20 protein-coding genes are annotated in these 23,671 nt (G+C 76.2%); 10 read left to right on the top strand and 10 right to left on the bottom strand.

Going from position 1 to position 23,671, the window contains the following annotated elements; genetic code table 11:
* Positions 1–163: 163 nt before the first annotated feature.
* Positions 164–2,173 (top strand): DUF6541 family protein, encoded by a 2,010-nt coding sequence (locus JOD57_RS08230; RefSeq protein WP_204691424.1) that lies wholly within the window; start codon positions 164–166, stop codon positions 2,171–2,173.
* A gap of 78 nt (positions 2,174–2,251) precedes the next feature.
* Here JOD57_RS08230 and JOD57_RS08235 read toward each other — a convergent pair whose 3' ends face one another.
* The 7 genes from JOD57_RS08235 to rfbB all read right to left on the bottom strand — a co-directional run bounded on the left by JOD57_RS08235 (position 2,252) and on the right by rfbB (position 13,641).
* On the bottom strand, positions 2,252–3,184 hold the full coding sequence (locus tag JOD57_RS08235; protein WP_204691425.1) for a glycosyltransferase family 2 protein: 933 nt from the start codon (positions 3,182–3,184) through the stop codon (positions 2,252–2,254).
* Complete coding sequence (locus JOD57_RS08240) at positions 3,181–4,515, bottom strand: lipopolysaccharide biosynthesis protein (protein ID WP_204691426.1); 1,335 nt, start codon at positions 4,513–4,515, stop codon at positions 3,181–3,183. Before JOD57_RS08240 ends, JOD57_RS08235 begins: the two co-directional genes overlap by 4 nt.
* 266 nt (positions 4,516–4,781) lie before the next feature.
* A complete protein-coding gene (locus JOD57_RS08245) occupies positions 4,782–7,985 on the bottom strand; it encodes a hypothetical protein (protein ID WP_204691428.1) in 3,204 nt (1,067 codons plus the stop codon).
* Positions 7,982–8,611, bottom strand: a complete 630-nt coding sequence (locus tag JOD57_RS08250; RefSeq protein WP_204691430.1) for a hypothetical protein — start codon at positions 8,609–8,611, stop codon at positions 7,982–7,984. The genes JOD57_RS08245 and JOD57_RS08250 overlap by 4 nt, the downstream gene beginning before the upstream one ends.
* Positions 8,608–11,577, bottom strand: a complete 2,970-nt coding sequence (locus JOD57_RS08255; RefSeq protein WP_204691439.1) for an N-acetylmuramoyl-L-alanine amidase — start codon at positions 11,575–11,577, stop codon at positions 8,608–8,610. Before JOD57_RS08255 ends, JOD57_RS08250 begins: the two co-directional genes overlap by 4 nt.
* A gap of 184 nt (positions 11,578–11,761) precedes the next feature.
* Positions 11,762–12,649 carry a dTDP-4-dehydrorhamnose reductase gene (gene rfbD / locus JOD57_RS08260; protein WP_204691441.1) on the bottom strand — a complete coding sequence of 296 codons (888 nt, stop codon included), beginning with the start codon at positions 12,647–12,649 and terminating at the stop codon, positions 11,762–11,764.
* Positions 12,646–13,641: a dTDP-glucose 4,6-dehydratase gene (gene rfbB, locus JOD57_RS08265; RefSeq protein WP_204691443.1), complete on the bottom strand. Its 996-nt coding sequence runs from the start codon at positions 13,639–13,641 to the stop codon at positions 12,646–12,648. Before rfbB ends, rfbD begins: the two co-directional genes overlap by 4 nt.
* 183 nt (positions 13,642–13,824) lie before the next feature.
* On the opposite strand from rfbB, the gene JOD57_RS08270 reads away from it, so the two are divergent.
* The 5 genes from JOD57_RS08270 to JOD57_RS08290 are packed head-to-tail and all read left to right on the top strand — an operon-like array spanning position 13,825 to position 18,617.
* Complete coding sequence (locus tag JOD57_RS08270; protein WP_307824560.1) at positions 13,825–15,423, top strand: LCP family protein; 1,599 nt, start codon at positions 13,825–13,827, stop codon at positions 15,421–15,423.
* Positions 15,424–15,448: 25 nt separating this feature from the next.
* Positions 15,449–16,249 (top strand): TIGR03089 family protein, encoded by an 801-nt coding sequence (locus tag JOD57_RS08275; protein ID WP_204691447.1) that lies wholly within the window; start codon positions 15,449–15,451, stop codon positions 16,247–16,249.
* Positions 16,250–16,307: 58 nt separating this feature from the next.
* Positions 16,308–17,114: a CoA transferase subunit A gene (locus JOD57_RS08280; RefSeq protein ID WP_204691449.1), complete on the top strand. Its 807-nt coding sequence runs from the start codon at positions 16,308–16,310 to the stop codon at positions 17,112–17,114.
* Entirely contained in the window at positions 17,111–17,779 is a 669-nt protein-coding gene (locus JOD57_RS08285; RefSeq protein WP_204691450.1) for a CoA transferase subunit B, read from the top strand. Before JOD57_RS08280 ends, JOD57_RS08285 begins: the two co-directional genes overlap by 4 nt.
* Before the next feature lie 16 nt (positions 17,780–17,795).
* Positions 17,796–18,617: a DUF1028 domain-containing protein gene (locus JOD57_RS08290; protein WP_204691452.1), complete on the top strand. Its 822-nt coding sequence runs from the start codon at positions 17,796–17,798 to the stop codon at positions 18,615–18,617.
* A gap of 214 nt (positions 18,618–18,831) precedes the next feature.
* Here the strand turns inward: JOD57_RS08290 and JOD57_RS08295 are convergent, their stop codons facing one another.
* From JOD57_RS08295 to JOD57_RS08305, 3 genes are all read right to left on the bottom strand, one after another.
* Complete coding sequence (locus JOD57_RS08295; RefSeq protein ID WP_204691454.1) at positions 18,832–19,761, bottom strand: SMP-30/gluconolactonase/LRE family protein; 930 nt, start codon at positions 19,759–19,761, stop codon at positions 18,832–18,834.
* A gap of 70 nt (positions 19,762–19,831) precedes the next feature.
* Positions 19,832–20,554 (bottom strand): SGNH/GDSL hydrolase family protein, encoded by a 723-nt coding sequence (locus JOD57_RS08300; RefSeq protein ID WP_204691456.1) that lies wholly within the window; start codon positions 20,552–20,554, stop codon positions 19,832–19,834.
* An 80-nt stretch (positions 20,555–20,634) separates the two neighbouring features.
* Complete coding sequence (locus JOD57_RS08305) at positions 20,635–20,775, bottom strand: hypothetical protein (RefSeq protein ID WP_204691458.1); 141 nt, start codon at positions 20,773–20,775, stop codon at positions 20,635–20,637.
* A gap of 44 nt (positions 20,776–20,819) precedes the next feature.
* On the opposite strand from JOD57_RS08305, the gene JOD57_RS08310 reads away from it, so the two are divergent.
* Genes JOD57_RS08310 through chrA form a run of 4 tightly spaced genes read left to right on the top strand, consistent with a single transcriptional unit; the run spans position 20,820 to position 23,647 of the window.
* On the top strand, positions 20,820–20,993 hold the full coding sequence (locus JOD57_RS08310; protein WP_204691460.1) for a hypothetical protein: 174 nt from the start codon (positions 20,820–20,822) through the stop codon (positions 20,991–20,993).
* Between the two features lie 55 nt (positions 20,994–21,048).
* Positions 21,049–21,561: a Chromate resistance protein ChrB gene (locus tag JOD57_RS08315; protein WP_204691462.1), complete on the top strand. Its 513-nt coding sequence runs from the start codon at positions 21,049–21,051 to the stop codon at positions 21,559–21,561.
* Positions 21,558–22,202, top strand: a complete 645-nt coding sequence (locus JOD57_RS08320; protein WP_204691464.1) for a chromate resistance protein ChrB domain-containing protein — start codon at positions 21,558–21,560, stop codon at positions 22,200–22,202. The genes JOD57_RS08315 and JOD57_RS08320 overlap by 4 nt, the downstream gene beginning before the upstream one ends.
* On the top strand, positions 22,199–23,647 hold the full coding sequence (chrA, locus tag JOD57_RS08325) for a chromate efflux transporter (RefSeq protein WP_204691466.1): 1,449 nt from the start codon (positions 22,199–22,201) through the stop codon (positions 23,645–23,647). The genes JOD57_RS08320 and chrA overlap by 4 nt, the downstream gene beginning before the upstream one ends.
* Positions 23,648–23,671 lie beyond the last annotated feature (24 nt).

Consider the following 23,671-nt stretch of genomic DNA (forward strand, 5'->3'; position numbering starts at 1 on the left):
GTGCCGGGTCGCCGGCGCTGGGAGCGGCGGGACCCGTGGGGCGCCCGTTCCAGGAGCACCGCGTGGGTCCGCCGACGACCCGGTCGCACCGGTCGCCTGACGTACGGTGGCGGACGATCGCCCGCCGGCCCCGTGGCCGACCGCACAGTCTGGACCCCGCCCCGTGAGCCTGCACGTCGTCCTCGTCCCGGTGGTCAGCGCCCTCGTCCTCGTCGTCCCGGGACTGGTCCTCGCGCTGCTGGCCGGTCTGCGCCCCGGCACGTCCGTGGCCGTGGCCCCGGTGCTGACCTACGGCGTGGTGACGACGGCGGCGACGGTGGCCTCCTCCGTCGCCTTCCCGTGGCAGCCGTGGACCCTCCTGCTCGCCACCCTCCTGGCCGCGGCCGCCGTCGTCGGGCTGCGGCTGCTCACCGGGCGCGGGCTGCCGTGGCGACGCCGGCTCGCGGTCGAGCGCCCGACCCGGCCGGGGTGGCGGGACCTGGCCGTCGTCGGAGGAGTGCTGGCCGGCGGCGCGGTGGCCGCGGCCGTCCTGCTCGACGGGTTCGGGCGGCTGGGCCGGCCCAACCAGGACTGGGACTACGTCTTCCACTCCAGCGCCGTGCGGCTGATCGCTGACTCCGGTGACCTCGCCCCCGAGGCCATGGCGCGGATCAACGACTGGGAGTCGACGTCCTTCTACTACCCCAACACCTTCCACGGGGTCGCCGCCGTCGTGCGCGACCTGACCGGGGCGACGGTGTTCGAGGTGCTCAACAGCCAGTCGATGATCGTCTGCCTGGTGGCGGGCCTCGGGCTGGCCGGGCTGCTGCACCGGCTCCGTGCGCCGCTGGCGGTCACCGCGACCACGCCGGTGCTGCTGGCCGGCTTCGCCGCCTTCCCCTACGACGTGCTCTGGCGCGGCCCGCTGCTCCCCTACGCCGCCGGTGTCGCCGTCGTCCCGGCGTTCGTGCTACTGCTCGACGTCGTGCTCGACCTGCGCCGGCCGGCGCCGACGCTGCTGTTCGCCCTGGGTGCGGCCGGGCTGCTGGGCCTGCACCCGAGCACGGCGCTGTCGGCCGCGCTGTTCGTGCTCGTGTGGCTGGTCGTGCGCTGGTGGCGCTCACCGGCGTCGGCGCGGTGGGACCTCGTCGTCCTGGCAGTCGGCGGGGTGGTCGCGCTGGTGTGCGCGGCCCCGGCGGTGCTCGGCGCCATCAGCACCAGCTCCGCGGGCGCCGACGTCGACTGGCCGGCGGTCGAGTCGCCCGGCCAGGCGGTGGGCGACCTGCTCTTCGTCAACCACGCGCTGCCCGCGCCGCAGTACTGGCTCGCCGCCCTGGTGCTGGTCGGCCTGCTGACCGTGCACCGCGCCCGGTACGCCTGGGGCTGGCTGGCCGGTGCCGTCGTGCCGTTCGTGCTGTTCGTCATGGCCGCGTCCTACGACACCCCGCTGGTCGCCGACCTGACCCGGCCCTGGTGGAACGACCGGTGGCGGTTCGCCGCCCTCGTCGTGCTCGGGCTGGCGCCGCTGGCCGCGCACGGGCTGTGGACGGCGGCCCGCACGCTCGCGCTGGCGGTCCGCCGCCGGCTGGGCGGCCGGGTGGGCGCCCTGCGGGGACCGGCCCTGGCCCGCGGCCTGGTCGTCGCCGGGCTGCTGCTGCTCGTGCTGCTGTCCGACGGGCTCTACGCGCCGCTCAACAGCGGCCGCGTGGCGGTCAACCACCAGCGCGACGACATGCTGAACGCCGACGAGGTGTCGGCCATGCGGTGGCTGGCCGAGAACTCCACCGGCGGCACCGTCATGAACGACGCCAACGACGGCTCCGCCTACCTGTCGGCGGTGGCCGGCCTGCACCCGCTGTTCGGGCACATCGTCGAGCCCCGGCTCATCCCGCGCATGGGGCCGACCCAGCAGCTGCTGGTCGAGCACTTCAACTGCCTCGACTCCGACCCCGGGGTGCGCGAGGCCATCGAGGACCTCGACATCCGCTACGTCTTCCTCGGCAGCGGCTTCATCCGCGAGAACTTCACGCGGCTGCCCGGGCTGCGCGGCCTGGACGCCTCGCCGTCCCTGGAGCTGGTGCACCGGGAGCCCGGGGTGCGGGTCTTCGAGATCGACCTGACCGACGCCCCGGCCGAGCCGGTGGCCGCCTGCGTGCCGCCCGAGGACGACGGCCCCGACGGCGCCGAGGGCTGACCCGGCGGCACCACCCCCACGGACGACGGAGGGGCGGCTCCCCGGCCGGGGGGAGCCGCCCCTCCGTCGTCCAGGGACTCAGGAGGCCGTGCCGGCGCCGCGGCGTGGGGCCAGCGAGCCGGGGAGCCCGCCGAGGCCGTGCCGCAGCAGGGTGCGGACGGCGTCGGGACGGCGCTTCTGCACCGCCGCGGGCAGGTAGGTGAGCGCGTGCAGCCGCGAGGAGGCGTGCACCCGTGCCGCCCGTGCCGCGCGCGACCAGCCGAGCCGCTCGAGCTCGTCGGCGGCGGTGAGGAAGAAGCGGCGCTCCTCGTCGAAGCGGGTGCCGTCCAGCGCCCGCCAGGACGAGTCGCTGCCGGAGTGCCGGCGGTAGGCGAAGCAGACGGCGGGGTCGTAGACCAGCGTCTCGCCGCGCATCAGCAGGTCGAGGACCAGCTGCAGGTCCTGGACGACGTCGAGGCCGGGGCGGAAGCCGATCGCGCGGATCTTGGCGACGTCGAAGCACAGCGCCGGGAAGTACAGCCAGTTGCCGCGCAGCAGGCTGCGCGCCAGGTCCTCCCCGCCCATGACCGTCCGCTGCGTCACCCTCGGCTGGTAGAGGCGCTTCTTCGTCTCGTCGACCAGCGTGCGGACCTCGGTGCCGTGCTCGTCGATGACCTTCACGCCCGGCTGGATCACCGCGGCCTCGGGGTGCGCGGCCCGCGCCGCCGACACCACCGCCACGTACTCGGGCAGCAGGACGTCGTCGGCGCCCAGGATCACCACGTCCCGCTGCTGGGCGATGGCGATGCACTTCTCGTAGTTCTTGTTGGCCCCGAGGTTGACCTCGTTGCGCTGGTAGGTGACCCGGTCGTCGCCCAGCGCGCCGAACCACTCGGCCACGGTCGGGTCAGGGTAGCCGTCGTCGACGACGGTGAGCCGCCAGTCCGGGCTGGTCTGGGCCCGGACGCTGCCGACGGTCTCCCGGAGCATGGCCGGGTCGCCGTAGAACGGGATCATGATGTCGAGCGTCAACGGGGCTCCTCGGACGGGGTGCGATCGGGGTCGGGGACGGCGGCCGGGGCGGGCTCGCGGAGGGCGAGGCGCACCAGGCCGTAGGGCGAGGTCAGCTCGTGCACGGCCAGCGTCGCGGCGGCCACCACGGTGGTGACCAGGACCATGCGGCCCGGCGAGTCGCCCAGCATCAGCAGACCGGCGGCCTGCGCGACCGCGGCGGCGGCGACCAGGACGATGAGCACCCGGTCGCGCCGGGCCAGGCTCATCATGATGTGGACGTGCACCAGGGCCAGCAGCGTCATCGCCACGGCCAGCGGCGCGGCCAGTGAGTACGCGCCGGCGTAGGCGGCACCGAAGACGCCGGTGACCAGCGACGGCGGGGCGAGCGCGATGCCCGCCGCGACGACGCCGCCGGTGAGCACGGTGGCCACCATGACCAGCAGCGCCGGGCGGCGGACGCTCAGGGAAGACTCCAGCCGCGCGGTCACCTTGGGCAGCAGCACGAGGGCCAGCGCGGAGGGGCCGTACAGCGCGATCTTGCCGAGCAGCGCCGCCGACGCGTACAGGCCGGCCTCGGTGGCACCCAGCGTCACCTTGCCCACCAGCAGGTCGACGTTGGTCAGCGACGCGAAGGCGCCCAGGGCGACCAGCGCGGTCCGCACGTCCGGCAGCGGCGGGACGACGGTGCCCGCGGGGCGGTCGCGCCGGCGCTCGGCGAGGACCACCAGGCCGACGACCGTGGCCACGACCATCGCGCCGAGGGCGCCGACGACGCCGGCGGCCAGCGCCAGCGGGACGAGGAACAGCGGCCGGAACACGCCCATGGGGCCACCGAGGACCGCGGCGACCACGCCGAACTGCTCGCGGCCCTGGCGGCTGCCCAGCCCGACGTAGAGGCCCATGCCGAGGACGAGCCACGCCGTCCCGGCCAGCCAGACCCACGCCGACGTGAGGTCGAGGACGGCGACCGCGGCCGGGGTGCCCAGGACCAGCACCGCCAGGACGCCGGCCTGCACGACCGCCATCCGGCGGGCGACGGCCCGGCTGAGGGCCCGCGCCTCGGCGGTGCGCCCGCGCGCCTCGAGGGCGGCGGTGTCGCGCGCGAGCGCGGCCTGCACCCCGGTCGCGGGCATGAAGGCGATCGTGGCCAGCCCGGTGATCGCGCTGACCTCGGCGAACTCCGCCGGCGTCAGCAGCCGGGCGGCCAGCACGTAGTAGAGGTAGTTGCCGACGTGCCCGGCGAGCGAGCAGAGCAGCAGGACCAGGCCCGAGCGCGCGCCCGCCGACGTCAGCAGGGCGGGGAGCCGGGGCCGGGCGCGCACCGGAGCGCCGCCGCGGGGGTCGCTCACCGCGTGGAGCACCCCATCTCGCACCCTCCCTCTCTCCCCCGGGCTCGTCCGGGGCCGGTCGCGGCCCCGCCCGGGGGGCGCGGCCGGGCGGCGCGGGGACCGCGTCCCGGGACCCGTCGCTCCCGGCGCGTGCGGCTCCCGGACGGGAGCCGGGGCACGGTCGGGGACCGCCCGGGGAGCGCCCCGACTGTAACGGGCGCTCCCCTCCCCCGCCGGTGCCGGCGGACCTCCCGGCCCGCCGGCCCCTCGCGTCCCGGCAGCACCACTCAGGCCGGTTGCACCTCGGCGACGCCGTTGCGGACGACGATGGCGCCGCGGGCGAAGTCCACCCGCTGCAGGCCGTCGCGCACGTGGACGTCACCCACCGGCACCCCGAGCGGGCCGGCCGAGGCGCCCGTGGCCACGTAGGCGTCCAGGATCTGCCGCGTCGTGCGGTGCACGTAGGACGTCGCCGACCAGTGCAGGACGCCGTTGGCGAACGCCTGCGCGCTGTCGGGGCCGGCCGCCGTCTCGTTGCCGGTCGGCCCGCCCAGCGGGCCGTCGATGCCGCCGGTGGCCAGCCAGTAGCTGGCCATCGCGCCCCGCACCGGGTGCGCGCCGCCGGCCGACGTCCAGTAGATCCCGCCGCTCTGGAACGGCTGCACCCGCCCGGACCCGGACGCCGTCTCCGGGCCGGCCGGGAAGCCCAGCGGTCCGGTCGGCCCGCCGGCGGCGGTGTAGGCGGCGGCGACGGCGCCGCGCACGACCTGCGCGCGCGTGGCGGGCGACCAGTGGACCGAGCCGCCGGAGAAGGCCTGGACGACGCCGCCGCCGACGGCGGTCTCGTCGCCGACCGGGGCTCCCAGCGGGCCGGTCAGCCCGCCGGTCGCCTGCCACGCCGCGGCGACCGCGCCGCGCACGGGGTGGGCACCGCCGGCCGACGTCCAGTAGACCCCGCCGCCCTGGAACTGCTGGACGCGCGCGGACCCCGAGGCGGCCTCCGGGCCGACGGGCAGGCCCAGCGGGCCGGCGGCGCCGCCGGCGGCCTCGTGGGCCGTGGCGACCGGGCCGCTGACCACCTGTCCGCCGGTGCCGGCCGACCAGTAGACCGAGCCGCCGGTGAAGCGCTGCACCCGGCCGGCACCCGCGCCGGTCTCCCCGCTCGTGGGGGCACCCAGGGGGCCGGTCAGCCCGCCGCTGCCCGACCAGGTCGTGCCGATGGCCCCGCGCACCGCGTGCGCGCCGCCCGCGGAGGTCGCGTAGACGGTGCCGCTCTGGAAGTCCTGCACGCGCGCGTCGCCGGAGGTCCGCTCCTCGGCCACGGGGAAGCCCAGGGCGCCGAGGACGCCGCCGGCCTCCTCGAGACCCCGCACGAGCGGGTCGCGCACCGCGTGGGCACCGGTCGCGGGCGACCAGTAGACCTCGCCGCCGGTGAACCGCTGCACGCGGCCGTCGCCGGCACTCGTCTCCCGCGAGACCGGGCTGCCGAGCGGGCCGGTCAGGCCACCGGCCGCCGTCCACGCGCCACCGACGCCGCCGCGCACGGCGATCGCCCCGGTCGAGGCCGTCCAGTGCACGATGCCGCGCTGGAAGCGCTGCACCTGGCCGGTGGGCTCGGTCGTCTCCTCGCCGATCGGCAGGCCGAGCGCGCCGGCGTCGGCCGCCTCGGCGAGGTACTCGGTGAGCACGGCGCCACGCACGAGGACGGTCTCGGCCCCCGTCAGCGCGTACAGCGCGCCGCCCTGGAAGGTCTGCGTCGTGCCGCCCCCGCCGGGGACGCGGCGGGCGTCGGTGACCGGCCAGCCGAGGCCGCCGGCGACGCCGCCGCGGACGGCCCAGGCGTCGGCGAGGGTCCCGGACACCGCGTGCGCGCCCGTCCCGGCCGTGTACCAGACCGAGCCCCGCTGGAACCGCTGGACGGTGCCCACGCCCCCGGGACCGGGTTCCTCGGCGGCCACCGGGTAGCCGAGCTCCCCGGTCTCGGCGCCGGCGCCGCCCCAGGCGCCGCGGATGGCCCCGCGGACCGGCTGTGCGCCGGTCGTCGGCGAGTACGAGATGACGCCGCCCTGGAACAGCTGGGCGACACCGCGGCCGTCGGCGACCGGCAGCTCGGGTGTGATCGGGTAGCCGAGGACGCCGGTCTCGGCGCCGAGCGCGCCCCACTTCGCGCGGATGGCGCCGCGGATCGGCTGCGCGCCCGTGGCCGGGGAGTAGAAGACCGCGCCGCCCTGGTAGAGCTGCAGCACCCCGATCCCGTCGGCGGTGGGGGTCTCGTCGCCCACCGGGTAGCCCAGGGGGCCGCCGTCGGCTCCCTGCGCCCCCCAGGCCGCCCGGATGCCGCCACGGACCGGCCAGGCGCCGGTCGAGGCCGACCAGAAGATGCCGCCGCCCTGGAAGTTCTGCAGCCGGCCGGCGCCGTCGGCGGTCGGCAGCTCGCCGCCGACGGGGTAGCCGAGACCGCCGCTCTCGTAGCCGCGCGCGGCCCAGGCACCCATGATGGCGCCGCCGATGGCGTGGGCTCCGGTCCCGGGCGACCAGTAGACGGCGCCGCGGGTGAAGAACTGGTGGCAGCCCCCGGCGGGCAGGCCACACCGGACCGGCTGGGTGGGCGTCCCGATCCAGCTGCTGGCCGAGGAGTAGTACAGGGCCGAGATGGCCGCGGCGCCGGGCTCGTGGGTGGAGCCGAACCAGTCGGTGAAGTAGTGGAAGAAGTTGCGGTTGCCGTAGGCCGAGCAGTCGTCACCGGCGCCGTAGCCGGCGCGCAGCGCGGCGGCGTTGGGCTGGTAGGGCGTGTAGTTGTAGAGGCCGGCGGTGGCCTGGTTGAGGATGAACACCGACGAGCTGCCGCAGCCGGCCTCCGGGTGGAAGCGGACCGCGTTCACCTGGCCGGCCCGGTGGGCGTAGCCGCGGGGGTTGGCGGCGTAGTTCTTGAACTGCCGCGCTGCGCTGTAGACCTGGTTTAAGAAGCCGTTGTAGGCGGGGTTGCAGGCCGCGGTGTCGGGACAGGCGAACCCCATGGCCTCGCGGTAGCGGCGGGCGTAGAGGCTGGAGCCGTTGTTCGTGACGAGCGACTGCTCCTTCTGCAGCATGACCAGCAGCACCCGCTGGCTGATCCCGCAGGCCTGCCCGACCTTGGCGATGATGCGCGCCGCGCTCTCGCCGGGTTGGCCGGCGTAGGGGGCGCAGCGGTCGTCGCCCGGCTTGGACTGGGTGTCCTGGCGGTAGACCCTGAGGCAGGGGGTGCCGTCGGAGCCGGGCCGGCAGCTCGCCCCCTTTTGGTCCAGGAAGCCCTGGACGTCGGCCTCCGACATGGCCCAGCCGTCGAAGAAGAGCCCGTCGCTGATGATGTCGCCGGGCTGGAACTGGCTCAGGTCGGCGGCCTCGGCCAGCCGGTCCTCCTGGCCGGGCAGGTGGCCGGCGAGCAGCACGGCCAGCAGGGCCAGCACGCCGGCCGCGGTCGCCAGGCGGGTGCGCATGCGGGGCTGCCTCACGGGATCTCGACGGTCTGGGAGGGGCTGGTGCCCGAGGAGGTGGCGGAGCGGTACGCCAGCCGGGCCGTCCACTCGCCCGGGGCCAGCCCGCCGACCGGCACGGAGAGCGCGCCACAGGCGGTGGTGCGGACGTCGGGGGTGCCGGCGCCCTCGACCCGGACGTCGTCGTGGCCGGACCGGCTCAGCGTGAGCACGCACTCGCCGCCGTCCTCGACGACCGCGGCGAAGCCGGCCACCTCGAGGGTCGCCGTGCCCGGCTCGACCCCGCTGTAGGTGATCACCACGTCCACGTCGGCCGGGTCGTCGGGCGTCCCGGCGTCGCCGGGGTCCTCGGCGGGCGGGTCGGTGGCCACGGCGGTCGGCCCGGTGTCGTCGGGCGACTCGTCGGGCGAGGTGTCGGACGCGGTGTCGGACGAGGTGTCGCCGGACGGCGCAGCCGCGGTCTCCCCCGCGCCGCCACCGGGGGGAGCGGCCGCCGGGGAGGGACTGCCGCCGGAGGCGTCACCGCCGGTCGTGGCGTCGCCGCCGGCGGGGGACGACGTGCACCCCGCCGCGAGGGGGCCGAGGAGCAGGGCGGCCGAGACCGCCCACGCCGCCCGGGCCGGGGACGTCCTGCGTGCGCTCACCGGTACCTCACCGTGGTCGACGCGGTGGCGGTCACCCAGGTCACCGTGCCGCCCTGGAAGGTCTGCTGCGCCCCGCCGGCGGTGGCCGTCTCCCCGCCGATGGGGGAGCCGAGCCGGCCCGTCACGCCACCGGCGGCCGACCACGCGGTGCCGATGCCGCCGCGGACGACGTGGGCGCCGTGCGCCGCGGTCCAGTAGACCGAGCCGCCCTGGAAGGTCTGCACCCGCCCGGTGCCGTCGGCGCCGGTGGCGGTGGCCTCGGCGGTGGGCAGGCCCAGCACGCCGGTCACCCCGCCGGCCGCGTCGTAGGCGGCGGCGATGTCACCGCGCACGATGCGCGCGCCGGTCGCCGCCGACCAGTACACGGAGCCGCGCTCGAAGGACTGCACGCGCCCGCTGCCGGTGGGAGTGTCCCGCTCGTCCGACGTCGGGTAGCCGAGCGGGCCGCCGACACCGCCCGAGGCCGACCAGATCACCCCGACGGCGCCGCGGACGACGTGGGCGCCGTGCGCCGCGGTCCAGTAGACCGAGCCGCCCTGGAAGGTCTGCACCCGCCCGGTGCCGTCGGCGCCGGTGGCGGTGGCCTCGGCGGTGGGCAGGCCCAGCACGCCGGTCACCCCGCCGGCCGCGTCGTAGGCGGCGGCGATGTCACCGCGCACGATGCGCGCGCCGGTCGCCGCCGACCAGTACACGGAGCCGCGCTCGAAGGACTGCACGCGCCCGCTGCCGGTGGGAGTGTCCCGCTCGTCCGACGTCGGGTAGCCCAGCGGGCCGCCCGGACCGCCCGAGGCCAGCCAGATCCCGCCCACCGCGCCGCGGACGACGTGCCCGCCGGTGGCGGCCGCCCAGTAGATCGAGCCGCTCTGGAACCGCTGCACCTGGCCGCGGCCGTCGCCGGCGGTGCTCTCCGCGGTGGTGGGGTACCCGGTGGGGCCGGTCTCGGCCCCGGCGGCGACCCAGGTGGCGAGCACGCCCCCGCGGATCGGCTGCGCACCCGAGGACGGCGACCAGTACACCGAGCCGTTCTGGAAGACCTGGACCCGGCCGACACCGTCGGCGGTGCCGGTCTCGCTGCCGGTGGGCAGGCCGAGCGGCCCGTCCGGGCCGCCGGTGGCCGACCACGCGGTCCCGATGCCGCCGTGGACGAGCGCGCCGTAGTAGACCGGCGTCCAGTAGACGGCGCCGCGCTGGAAGGTCTGCACGCGGCCGCGGCCGCCGGGGACGTCCGTCTCCGGAGCGGTCGGGTAGCCGAGTGGACCTGCCTGCCGGCCGGAGCTCTCGTACGCCGCGCGGATGCCACCGGCGGTGACGACCGCACCCGTCTGCGGGGACCACACCACGGTGCCGCCCTCGAACGCCGTCCAGGCACCCGACCCGTCCGGCGCGATCCGCTCGTCGTCGACCGGGTAGCCGAGCGCCCCGGTCGGGCCGCCCAGCCCCTGCCAGTGGCTCCGGATGTCCCCGCGGACGACGTGCGCCTCGGTGGTCGCCGTCCAGTAGACGGCGCCGCTGCGGAACTCCGCGACCACACCGCGGCCGTCGGGCAACGCCCGTTCCTCGATCGTGGGTGCGCCGAGCACGGCCGGTCCGCCGTAGCGCAGGTAGCCGGCCAGGATGCCGCCGCGGACCAGCTTCACGCCGGTGTCCGGGGTGTAGTAGAGGTTGCCGCCCTGGTAGCTCTGCCAGGTGACGCCGGCCGACTGCTGCTCGGGCCCGGTCCTGGCGCCCAGCAGCGTGCGCAGGGCGGGATCGGAGTCGTACCGCTGGGTGATCTGCGGCGTGGTCGCGGTCAGCGAGGCGGCCACCCGGTCGCGGATCTGCGGCAGCCGGGCGTAGCCGTAGCGCCCGGGGCAGGCGGTGCTCTTGGTGTCGCGGTGCCCGAAGATCGTCGGCAGGGTCGCGACCGCGCCGGCCGGGAACTTGTCGGTCCCGCCGGAGGTCAGCCGCGCGGTGCCCCGGGGGTCGACCCCGTACAGGGAGAACTTCCACGCGATGATCGCCGCGACCGAGTCGACCATCGCCTGGGGGGTGTCGACGACGTCGTAGTTGCCGAGCATGGAGACACCGAAGGTGGAGGTGTTGAAACCGCCGGCGTGCGCGCCGACCACGGTGCTGGCCAGGCCGCCGTAGCGGCCCTCCCAGAGCCGGCCGAACTTGTCGACGATGACGTTGTAGCCGATGTCGCCCCACTCGAGGCTGACCGAGTGGTAGCGGTAGATCGACCGCATCATCGCCGGCACCTGGTCGGCGGTGTAGTTGTTGGTGTCGGCCGTGTGGTGCAGCGTCGCGGCCTTGATCGTGGCCGCGTACGACGGGGCCCACGTGCGGATCCCCTCGTCGGCGCCCCACTGGGCCCGCGAGTGGACCGGCGGCATCGCCATGGCGGCCTCGGCGGTGTCGTCGATGTCCGGCGCGCCGAGCGCGGTGTCGGCCGCGCTCTCGCCCGGGTCGACCAGGTCGAGCTGGACGTCGGTGGGCGCGGCACCCGAGCGGGTCACCAACTCGACCTCGACGCCGGTGCTGGGCCCGGTCCACAGCGGGGCCGTGCCGCCGCGCGTCCCGGGGTCGCCCTCGACGACGGCGCCCTCCTCCTGCTCGGCGTCCTCGGTGCCGACCTCGGTCCAGGAGCCCCAGTCGCCGTCCGCGTCCTGCACGCGGACCTGCACGCGCACGTCGCGCACCGCCGGGTCGGCCGCCCAGGTGACACCGACCAGCGAGAACTCGGCGACGTCGGTGCGCGTGACGGTCAGCGTCGGGGCGGTGTCGGGCACGCCGGCCACCGGGTCGGTGGTGCCCGCCTGCACGTCGGCGACCGGTGAGGGGTCCTCGACCGACCCCAGGGGGACCTCGACGGCGCCGGTCTCGACCGGCGCCGGCTCCGGCGTGGGTGCGGCGTAGACGGGCAGCACGGTGATCGTCGCCAGCGAGGCGACGAACGCGAGCGAGCCCGCGACCAGGCGGCGCAAGGGGCATGTCCTCCGGGGTACCGGGGCCCGGCCACCCCAGGGGACGACCGGCTTTCCCCCGGAGGATCGGCGTCCCGCCCCCCGGCCGCGGTGCTCCGACACGGGTTCGCGCCTGGGAGCCCGTCCCACCCGTCACACCGACCGCAACCGACCCGGGCGGGGCGGGCCGGCCGGTCAGGGCGGGTCAGCGCAGGCCGGGCACCGCCAGGGTGAGGGCGTCGCGCCACGGCCTCGGCGCCGGGAGACCGGCGGCTGCCCACGCGCGGCCGTCGAGGACGGAGTACGCCGGCCGCGGCGCCGGCCGGGGGAAGTGCTCGGTCGTCGTCGGCGACACCAGCTCCGGGTCCGCGCCGAGCTCCTCGTAGACGGCGCGGGCCAGGCCGAACCAGCTGACCGCGCCGGCGTCGGTCCGGTGCAGCACCGGCGGGGCGGGGTCGGCCCGCTCCCCCACCGCGACCAGCCCGGCGGCGAGGTCGGCCGCCCAGGTGGGCGAGCCGACCTGGTCGTCGACGACCGAGACCGGGGCCCCGGCCGCGGCCCGCCCGGCCATGGTGCGCACGAAGTTGGCCCCGTGCCGGCCGTACACCCAGGCGGTGCGGACGACGGTGGCCTCCCCGCCGGCCGCGGCGACCGCGCGCTCGCCGGCGGCCTTGCTGCGCCCGTAGGCCGAGCGCGGCGCGAGGGGGGCGTCGACCGGGTAGGGCTCGGTGGCCGTGCCGTCGAAGACGTAGTCGGTGGAGACGTGCACCAGCCGCCCGGCGCCGGCCAGCTCCTGCGCCAGCCAGCCGGGGGCGTGCCCGTTGACGACGGTGGCGGTGGCCTCGTCGGTCTCGGCGGCGTCGACGGCGGTGTAGGCCGCGGCGTTGAGCACGACCGCCCGGCGCCCGGCGGCCCGCGCGCGGGCCAGCCAGTCACGGACGGCGCCGCGCACCGCGGCCTCGTCGGTGAGGTCGAGCCGGTCGCGGCCCAGCGCGGTGAGCTCGTCGTCCGGGCGGCCGGCCAGCAGCGCCGTGAGCTCGCGGCCCAGCTGGCCGTGGGCGCCGGTGACCAGCCAGGCGGTGGGGGCGGTCATGCCGGCGCGGTCGAGGCCGCGGCCTTGAGCGGTTCCCACCAGGCGCGGTTGTCGCGGTACCACCGCACGGTCAGCGCCAGCCCCTCCTCGAAGGACATCCGGGGCGCGTAGCCGAGCGCCGCGGTCTTCGAGTAGTCGACCGAGTAGCGCAGGTCGTGGCCGCCGCCGCGCGGGTCGACGATCGGGTCGACGTAGCTCCAGTCGCGCCCGGTGGCCTCGAGCAGCTTCTCGGTGAGCTCCCGGTTGGACAGCTCGCGGCCGCCCCCGATGTTGTAGAACTCGCCGGCCCGGCCCTTGTCGAGCACCAGCTGGATGCCGCGGCAGTGGTCGTCGACGTAGAGCCAGTCGCGGACGTTGGCCCCCTCGCCGTAGAGCGGCACCTTGTGCCCGTCGAGCAGGTTGGTGACGAACAGCGGGATGACCTTCTCGGGGAAGTGGTAGGGCCCGTAGTTGTTGCTGCACCGGGTCACCGAGACGTCGAGGCCGTAGGTCCGCGCGTAGGCGCGGGCGAGGAGGTCGCCGCCGGCCTTGGCCGCCGAGTAGGGCGAGTTCGGCTCGAGCAGCGTGTCCTCGGTCCAGGAGCCCTCGTCGATCGAGCCGTAGACCTCGTCGGTGGACACGTGCAGCACCCGCCGCACGCCGTGCCGCACCGCGGCCTCGAACACCTGGTGGGCGCCGAGCACGTTGGTGAGGACGAACGCCGAGGCCCCGGTGATCGAGCGGTCGACGTGGGACTCGGCGGCGAAGTTGACGACGACGTCGTGCCCGGGCAGGGCGGCGTCGAGGTCGGCGGCGCTGCAGATGTCGCCGCGGACGAAGCGGTAGCGCGGGCTGTCGGCCACCGGCGCGAGGTTGGCGGGGTTGCCGGCGTAGGTCAGCTTGTCGAAGACGGTCACCTCGGCGTCCTCGTGGCCCGGGTAGCCACCGGTGAGCATCGTCCGGACGTAGTGGGAGCCGATGAAGCCCGCTCCCCCGGTCACGAGCACGCGCATGGCCGCATCCTGCCGCCGGGCGACCCCCGCGGCATCCTCCCGATGTGTGACGTCTGTGCCCGGTGGGGTCGGGCGCGACGCGACGGGCGGCCGGTGCCAGACGGGCGCCCCCGGTGGCGGGACGGAGCGTTCCGCCGTGTCGCGGGACCCCCGCGTGCCCCGCTCGCCCCTAACCTCGGTCCCGTGAGCCGAGACCGCAACGAGCCCGGCGGAGCCTCGGGCCGGCCGCTGCCGGCCCGGCTCGACCCGCGTGCCGGCCGCGCCCCCCGTGCCGCCCGCGCGCAGGACGCCGCGGGCGACGGGGCCGGGCGCCGCACCTCCCGGGAGCCCGCCGACCGCGGTCACGGTGCCCGGGAGGGGGGCCGTTCCCGCCGCGCCGCCGTCGTCGCCCGCGCGGTGGCCGCCGTCCTGTCGGTGGTGCTGCTGGGCGCCAGCGGCTGGGGCTGGTACCTCGGGCGGGTCGCCGAGGCCACGGTCAACCGCACCAACGCCATCCCGACGGCCGGCAACTCCGACGCCGGGGACGCCCCCGAGGCGGTGAACCTCCTGCTGGTCGGCAACGACAGCCGCGCCGCGCTCACCCCCGAGCAGCTCGCCGAGCTCACCGCCGGCGAGGACTCCGGGATCAACACCGACACGATGATCCTGGTGCACGTCCCGGCCGACGGGTCCAGCGCGTCGTTCGTGTCCTTCCCGCGCGACTCCTACGTGGAGATCCCGGGGCACGGCATGGACAAGCTGAACGCCGCCTACGCCTACGGCTACGGCGAGGTCGACGACTCCGCGCCCGAGTCCGAGCGCCAGGCCGGTGGCGCGCAGCTGCTGGTGCAGACGATCAGCCAGCTGACCGGCCTGATGATCGACCACTACGCCGAGGTCGACCTGCTCGGCTTCTTCGAGCTGACCAGCGTCGTCGGCGGCGTGACGGTCAACCTGTGCGAGGCCGTCGACGACTCCGAGTTCTCCGGCGCGGTGTTCCCCGCCGGCGAGCAGGTCATCGAGGGCGCCGACGCGCTGGCCTTCGTCCGGCAGCGGCACGGGCTGCCCCGCGGCGACCTCGACCGCATCGTGCGCCAGCAGGTGTTCATCGGCGGCGTGCTGCGCAAGATCCTCTCCGAGGACGTGCTGCTCGACCTGGGCAAGCAGCGCGAGCTGGTGGAGGCCGCCTCCGAGTCGCTGACCATCGACCGGGACCTGGTGCTGCTCGACCTGGCCCAGCAGATGCAGTCGGTGACCGCCGGCAGCATCGAGTTCCAGACCGTGCCGATCGTCGGTGACGGCCGCGACGAGGACGGCCGCTCGATCCTCGAGCTGGCCGACGAGGACACCCTGCACGCCTTCTTCGCCGAGCTGTCCGCCGAGCCCGAGGAGGCCGCCCCGGCCACCCCGGAGGCGCCCGCCACGGTGGCGCCGGCCGACGTGTCGGTCGAGGTCTACAACGGCTCGGGCATCTCGGGCCTGGCCGCCGAGGCCGCCGCGTCGCTCGAGGACGCCGGCTTCACCGTGACCAGCACCGGCAACGCCGACAGCAGCGACTACACGCAGACGGTGGTCCGCCACGCCGCGGGCGACGAGGCGCCGGCCGCGACCCTGGCCGCCGCGGTCCCCGGCGCGACCACCGAGGAGAGCAGCGACGCGAGCTCCGGCACCGTGCAGCTGGTGCTCGGCGAGGACTTCAACGGCGTCGGCCAGCAGACCACCCCGCAGGCCCCGGCCCCGGCCCCGGCCGACGCGCCGGCCGAGACCCCACGGACGGCGGCCGACACCTCCTGCATCAACTGAGCGCGCCCGCTGGGAGGCTGGCGGCATGCCTCCCTCCGCGCCGACGCCCTCGGACCTGCTCGCCGCGGCGCTGCGCCGGGAGCCGGCCGCACCGCTGGTCACCTCCTACGACGACGCGACCGGCGAGCGGGTCGAGCTCTCGGGCACCACGCTGGCCAACTGGGTCGCCAAGACGGCGAACCTGCTGCAGGACGAGTTCGACGTCGGCCCCGGCAGCACCGTCGCCGTCGCGCTGCCGGTGCACTGGCAGACCGCCGCGGTGCTGCTCGGGGTGTGGAGCTGCGGCGCCGCGGTCCTCGACACCGCCGCCGAGGACGACGGCCGGCTGGACGCCGCCGACGTCGTGCTCGCCGCGCAGGACCGCCTCGCTCCGCTCGAGGAGCAGGACCTGCCCGAGCTCATGGGCCTGTCGCTGCACCCGCTGGGGCTCGGGATGACCGGCTACACCGGCCCGGCCCGCGACTTCGCCCTCGAGGTCCGCGCGCACGGCGACGTCTTCGCCCCGTACGCGCCGCCGGACCCGGCGGCGACCGGCCTGCTCGCCGGCGGGCTGGAGCTCACCCTCGGCGGGCTGGCCGCCTCGGCCGGCGAGCTGGCCGGGCGGCTGGGCATCGCGGCCGGCGACCGGCTGCTCGTCGACGACCGCACGGCGGCCGAGGCCGGACCGGTCGCCTGGCTGCTCGCGCCCCTGGCGGCCGGCGCCTCGCTGGTGCTCTGCCGCCACGCCGACCCGGCCGCGCTGGGGAGCCGGGCGGCCGCCGAGCGGGTCACCGCTACGCTCGGCCTCCGGATCGAGGGCTTCCGCGAGCTCGGCCGTCCCGCCTGAGGGCTCTCCCGCCCGACGGCCCGGCCGCGCCGCCTCAGGGACGGACGGTGGTCAGCTGATGGACAAGGTCGTCACGAGCGCGCAGGAGGCGGTGGCCGACGTCGGGGACGGCGCCACGCTGGCCGTCGGCGGGTTCGGGCTGTGCGGGGTGCCGGTCGCGCTCATCGACGCGCTGCTCGAGCAGGGCACCAGCGGGCTGACGACGGTGTCCAACAACTGCGGCGTCGACGACCAGGCGCTGGGCGTGCTGCTCTACGCCGGGCGGATCCGCCGCACGATCAGCTCCTTCGTCGGCGGCAACAAGGAGCTGGCCCGGCTCTACCTCTCCGGGGAGCTGGAGGTCGAGCTGACCCCGCAGGGCACGCTGGCCGAGCGGCTGCGCGCCGGCGGCTGCGGCATCCCGGCCTTCTACACCCCCACCGGGGTGGGCACGATGGTGGCCGACGGCGGCATCCCGGTCCGCTACGACGCCGAGGGCGCCGTGGTGGAGACCAGCGCACCCAAGGAGACCCGCGTCTTCGACGGCCAGGAGTACGTGCTGGAGACGGCGCTGACCACCGACTTCGCCCTGGTCCGCGCCGCGGTCGGCGACCGGCACGGCAACCTGGTCTTCCACGAGTCGGCGCGCAACTTCAACCCGCTGGCCGGCATGGCCGGGCGGGTCACGATCGCCGAGGTCGAGCGGCTGGTCGAGCCCGGCGAGATCACCCCGGAGGACGTGCACCTGCCCGGGGTGTTCGTCGACCGGGTGGTCGTCGTCGGCCCCGAGGGCAAGAAGATCGAGAAGCGCACGACCCGTCCGCGTCCGTCGGCCGCTCCCCTGGCCGCCGCGGGCGAAGAGGCCACCGAGGAGTCCGCCCGATGACCCTGACCCGCGACCAGCTCGCCGCCCGGGTGGCCCTCGAGCTCGCCGACGGCGCCTACGTCAACCTCGGCATCGGGATGCCGACCCTGGTGCCCAACTTCGTGCCCGACGGCGTGCACGTCGTCCTGCACTCGGAGAACGGCATCCTCGGCGTGGGCCCCTACCCGCTCGAGGGCGAGGAGGACCCGGACCTGATCAACGCCGGCAAGGAGACGGTCACCATCCTGCCCGGCGCCAGCTTCTTCGACTCCGCGCTGAGCTTCGGGATGATCCGCGGCAAGCACCTGGACCTGGCCATCCTCGGCGCGATGCAGGTCAACCCCCGCGGTGACCTGGCCAACTGGCTGATCCCCGGGAAGATGGTCAACGGCATGGGCGGGGCGATGGACCTCGTCCACGGCGCCAAGCGCGTGGTCATCATGATGGAGCACGTGGCCCGCGACGGGTCGCCGAAGCTGGTCGAGGAGTGCTCGCTGCCGCTGACCGGCAAGGGCTGCGTCGACCGGGTGGTCACCGACCTCGCCGTCGTCGACGTCACCGCCGAGGGCTTCGTGCTGCGCGAGGTCGCCCCGGGCGTCTCCGTCGACGAGGTCGTCGCCGCCACCGGCGCTCCGCTGGCCGTGCCCGGCGACGTCCCGACCATGGCGCTGCCGGCCACCGTCTGAGCGCAGCACCCGCCCGGTGACGTTCTCGGTCGTCGCCCGCGACCCCGGCACCGGGGACATGGGCATCGCGGTCTCCTCGTGCATCCTGGCGGTCGGCCGCGCGGTGCCCAGCGCCCGGCCCGGGGTCGGCGTGGTCGCGGTGCAGGCCCGCAGCCCGCGCGGTCTCGGGCAGGTGCTGCTGGGCGGCCTGGCCGAGGGCACGGCGCCCGCGGTCCTGGTGCGCCGGGCGGCGCACGCGGCCGAGGACGTCGACCGGCAGATCGCCGTCCTCGGTGCCGACGGCGCGGTGGCCGCCGACACCGGGCCGGGCTCGTTCCCGGTCAGCGGCCACCTGGTCGGCGAGGGCTGGAGCGTGCAGGGCAACATGCTCGCCTCCCCCGAGGTCCTGCCGGCGATGGCGCGGGCCCACGAGGCCGCGCGCGGGCCGCTGGCCGACCGGCTCCTGGCCGCGCTCACCGCGGGCCAGGACGCCGGCGGGGACCTGCGGGGGCGCCAGTCCGCCGCGCTGCTCGTGGTCAGCGGCGGGCCGGCGTCCGAGGAGGACGACGGCGTGCGGGTGGACCTGCGCGTCGACGACTCCGGCGACCCGGTCGCCCAGCTGCGGGTGCTGCGCAACCTGCAGCGCGCCTACGACGAGCGCGACTACGAGACCCTCGCGCTGTTCGCCCCGGAGGGCGCCCGCGACCTCTACGCCGCCCTGGCCGCCTCCCGCCGCGGCGACCGGGCGGCCGCGCGGGAGGCCCTGGAGGCGGTGCGCGCCCGGCCCGGCTGGTCGGCGTGGCTGGCCTCGATGGCCGGCGACGCGCGCCTGTCGGCGGTCTCCCGCCTCCTGGGCTGAGAGCGGTGTGCGCGTTGGCTGCCAGGTGCTGACCCGGGCTCGCACGCCGGCGGGAGCTGGTGCCGGTCGGCTGACCACATCAGGAGGCGTGACCTGCAGCACTGTGCGCCTACGGCGCATGTCGGTCTGCAGAACGAGCCCTCAGCGCACATCACCGCCGGTGTCGGAGGCCACGGCCGCCAACCAGTCGGCACACTCCTGGGCTGAGACCCGGTCAGCCCACCCGGACGACGGTGTACTCGGTCTCCGGGGTCTGCGGGGCGTCGAAGCGTGCGTTCACCGCGTACAGCGCCGAGCCGAAGGGCGCGACCGTCGTGGGCGTCTGGAAGTCCGGGTCGGTCAGCGTGTCGACCAGCGCCGCCGAGGCGTAGTCGTCCGCCAGCTCGAGGACGGCGATCTGCTGGAGCGCGTTGCGCACCACATAGAGGGTGCGGCCCTGGCGGAGCAGGCCGTCGCTGTTGGTGAGCGAGGCGCCCCCGAGGTCGACCCGGGTGGTGACCCCGGTGCCTGCGGCCACCCGGAACAGCAGGCCGGTGTTGGACTGCACGACGAGCAGGGTCTCGCCGTCCGGCGAGGCCTCGATGCCGTTGGCGTTGAAGCCCGCCTGGTACTGCAGGTCACCGGTCAGCGGCAGCGTCGTCGCCGGCCCGGCCGGCCGCCCGCCGGGACCGAGGGGCACCACGTACAGGACCGGGTTCACCGAGTCGGTGAAGTACGCGGCGTCCCGGGTGACGACGACGTCGTTGACGAAGGTCGCCCCCGGGGCGGTGAGCGCGTACGAGGCGAGCACCTCGCCGGTGCGCGTGTCGTAGACGGTGCCCGTGCCGGTGGCGCCGCCGGCCACCCACAGCCGGCCCCGGCGGTCGACCTCGGTGCCGATGGCCGCGCCGCCCGGCGTGCCCTCGACCAGCAGCGCGCCGTCGCCGGTGCGCAGGTCGCCGCGGTAGATCGAGCCGTCGGTGCGGGAGCCGACGTAGAAGGCGGTGCCCCGCCCGGTGGAGATGCCCTCGGGGCTGAAGCCGTCCGGCAGCGCGATGACCTCGGGGAACGGATCGACCGGGGCGGCTCCGGCGGACGTCGCCGGGAGGACGACCGCCCCCGCCAGGGCGCCCGCTGCCAGCAGTGACGTCATCGTGCGTCGCACGGTGCCTCCTCGGGTCGATCGCGTGGGACCCGACTGTGCACCGCCGGGTGGGCGCCCACCACCCGGGCGGTCACCACCCGGCCGCGCGGAGGTCCTCGGCCAGCTCGTCGGCCAGCCGCGCGTAGCCGTCCTCGTCGGGGTGCAGCCCGTCGGCGTAGAGCCCGTCCGGGGGCTCCAGCCATCCGTCGGCGATCGGGTCGACGAAGCGCACACCGGCCTGCCCGGCGGCCGCGGCCAGGGCGTCGCGCACGGCCTCGACCGCGGCACGCGGCACGACCGGCGCCGCCAGGGGGCCGAGGACGACGACGTCGGCGTCCGGGACCGCCGCGGCCAGCTCGGCGTACAGCGCGGCCGCGGCTGCGCCCACCGCGGCCGGGTCGACCCCGACGTCGTTGGTGCTGCCCTGGACCACGACGACGTCGGGATCGGCGGCGACGACGTCGTCGACCCGCCCGCCGAAGGGGGCGTTGTCCCCTCCCCCGCCGTCGGAGACGTAGCCGGTGCCCGACTGCGCGGCCTCGACCTGGGTCCAGCCCAGCCGGTCGGCGACCTGCGCCGCGTACGTCGGGCCGTCCGACCCCACGCCGACCGTGTAGGAGTCACCGAGGAAGACCGCGCGGACCTCCTCGGCGGGCGCCGCCGGGGGCGTCGTCCCGGCGGTCGTGGTGGTCGGCGGAGTCGCGGGCGTCGTGGGCCCCTCGGCGCTGTCCGTGCCACCGCAGGCGGCCAGCGCCAGGCAGGCCGCCAGGCAGGACACGAGGAGCCCGGCGAGGCGGGACACGGGCGCGGCCACCCGCCCAGGATGCCGCACCCGGCCGTCCGGTCCTCACCCCGAGGGGCTGCAGCGGGTGGCCGACACTCGTCCGCGGCGCCCTACCGGAGCAGGCTGCGGACGATCACCAGGCGCTGGGTCTGGTTGGTGCCCTCGTGGATCTGGACGGTCTGGGACGACGACCCGGGCGCGGGTCCGGCGGGGCGCGGCTCGTCCTGGAACCTCGCGGCGATCAGGTGCATGCTCCCCGGGCCACCGCAGTGCCGTCGCTCGCCCGGAGGCCCCTGTGACCGAGTTCGTCACGCTCGTCGCCGTGGGGGTCGTGGTCGTCGGTCTCGGGGTCCTGGCGGCGGGGTTCCTGCTGACGGCGGTCGGCTGGCTGGTGTCGCACCTGGTCTCGCACAGCGGCTCGACCGGACCCCGGGTGCGCGGAGGTGGGCCTCGGGCCCCCGGCGCGTGACCTCGAGTCCGGACGCCGTCTGGACGTAGCGACGCAACCGTGGTTGCATGCCGATGTGCCGACGTCGTCGACCTCCGGGCCCTCGGAGTGGGTGCTGCTCGCCTACCGCCTGCCGCGGGAGCCGTCCGGTCCGCGGACGACGCTGTGGCGGCGGCTCAAGCGGCTGGGCGTGGCCCAGATCGCCGACGGCCTCGTGACGCTGCCCGCCGACGCCCGCACCCGGGAGGCGCTGGAGTGGCTCGCAGACGACGTCGTGGCCGCGAACGGCACCGCGGGGATCTGGGTGGCTCGGCCGGCCACGGTGGCCCAGGAGCGGGAACTGGCCACCGCGATGTCCGCCGCCCGGGCCGCGGAGTACCGCGCGCTGGCCGAGCAGTGCCACCGCGCCGCGGCCACCGGTGACCCGACGGAGCGCGCACGGGCGCTGCGCCGGCTGCGCACCGAGTGGCGGGCCATCGACCGCCGCGACTTCTTCCCGCCGGCCGAGCGCGAGACCGCCGCCTCGGCGCTCCGCGAGCTGAGCGCCGCGGTCACGGCCGACGCCGCGGTGCCGGAGGCGGCGCGGTGAGGTGGGCGACCCGTGCGGGTGTGCACATCGACCGGGCGGCGTGCGCCTGGCTGATCCGCCGCTTCCTCGACCCGGACGCCGCCTTCCTCTTCGTCGCCGACCCCACCGAGGTCCCGCCCGACGCCACGCCGTTCGACGTGCGCGGCGTCGACCTGGGCCACCACGGCGGCGACTGCTCGTTCGAGACGATCCTGCGCCGCTACGAGCTGACCGACCCGGTGCTGTGGCGGATCGCCGAGATCGTCCACGAGGCCGACCTCGACGACGAGCGCTTCGACGCGCCCGAGGCGCCGGGGGTGGACGTGGTGCTGCGCGGGCTGTCGATGACCGGCGACGACGAGCACACGCTGGCCGTGTCCGGCCCCGTCTTCGACGGCCTGTACGAGTTCCACCGCCGTCGCCTGCTGCTCGGCCGCGAGCCGGCTGATCCCCGGAGGCCCGTCATGTACTCCCTCGACCGCGAGCCGCGGGTCGTCGTCCAGGTGTCCGGGAGCCGGATGCGCGCGTTCGTGCAGGTCGTCAGCGGCGTGGTCCTGGGCCTCGGCCTGGCATCAGCTGCGGGGCTGGAACCCGGCGTGGCCGGTTCCCGGACGGAGACGTGGCGGCTGCCCGTACCCCCGATGACACGAGGACGTCGATGACCCGCGAGACCCCCCGCCCCCAGGACACCGCGCCCGCCGCGCCGGGGCTCGACAAGGCGCCGACACCGGAGCCGCCGACGAGCGCGCAGGAGCAGGCCGCCATCCCGTTCCGGACGGCGGTGCGGGCCTGGTTCGCCATCTCGCTGCAGACCTTCGGCGGCCCGGCCGGCCAGATCGCGGTCATGCAGCGCACGCTGGTCGACGAGAAGCGGTGGATCGGGCAGCGCCGGTTCCTGCACGCGCTCAACTACTGCACGCTGCTGCCCGGCCCGGAGGCCCAACAGCTGGCCACCTACGTCGGCTGGCTGCTGCACGGCACCCGCGGCGGGCTGGTCGCGGGCGGCCTGTTCGTGCTGCCCGGCGTCGTCGCACTGCTGGCGCTCTCGGCGGTCTACGTCGCCTTCGGGGACACGACCGCGATCACCGCGGTGTTCGCGGGGTTGGCCGCCGCGGTGCTGGCGATCGTCGTGCAGGCCGTCATCCGGGTGGCGAAGAAGGCGCTGGACAGCCGGGCCCTGATCGCCCTGGCGGTGGCGTCCTTCGTGGCGCTGGCGCTGTTCGGCGTGCCCTTCCCGATCGTCGTCGCGCTCGCCGGGATCGCGGGCTGGGCGCTGGGCCGCTGGCGGCCGTCCGCGCTCCCGCGCAAGAGGGCCGCCGAGGGACCCGACGCCGGCCCACCCCCGGTCATCTCCGACGACGTCCTTCACCACGAGGCGCCCACTGCCCGCCGCACGCTGCGGGTGCTGCTGGTCGGGCTGCTGGTGTGGGGGCTGCCGGTCGCGGCGGTCGCCCTGCTGACCGGCGCGGGCAGCGTCTTCACCGAGCAGGGCCTGTTCTTCTCCGGCGCCGCGGTGGTCACCTTCGGCGGCGCCTACGCGGTGCTGGCCTACGTCGCGCAGCAGGCGGTCGAGGTCTACGGCTGGCTGGCGCCGCGGGAGATGGTGCGCGGGCTGGCGCTGGCGGAGACCACGCCGGGACCGCTGATCATGGTGGTGCAGTTCGTCGCCTTCCTCGGCGCCTACCGCGACCCCGGCGACCTGGACCCGTGGGTGGCCGCGGTGCTGGCCTCGCTGCTGGTCACCTGGGTGACCTTCGTGCCGAGCTTCCTGTTCGTGCTGCTCGGCGCCCCCTACATGGAGCGGCTGCGCGGCAACCGGTCGCTGTCGGCGGCGCTGACCGGCATCACCGCGGCCGTCGTCGGGGTGATCGCGAACCTGGGCGTCTACTTCGCCGTCCACACGCTGTTCTCCGACACCGTCGCCGTCGACGGCGGGCCGCTGTCGCTGGAGCTGCCGGTCCTGACCACGTTGCGACCGGTGCCGCTGGTCATCGCCCTGGTGGCCGCCGTGCTGCTGTTCCGGGTCAAGTGGTCGGTGCTGCGCACTCTCGGCGTCTGCGCCGTCCTGGGCCTGGTCGCCGGCCTGGCCGGCCTGCCGATCGCCTGACCCTGCACCCGGACGGGAAGGGGC

The organism is Geodermatophilus bullaregiensis, from assembly GCF_016907675.1.
Classification (GTDB): Bacteria; Actinomycetota; Actinomycetes; order Mycobacteriales; family Geodermatophilaceae; genus Geodermatophilus; species Geodermatophilus bullaregiensis.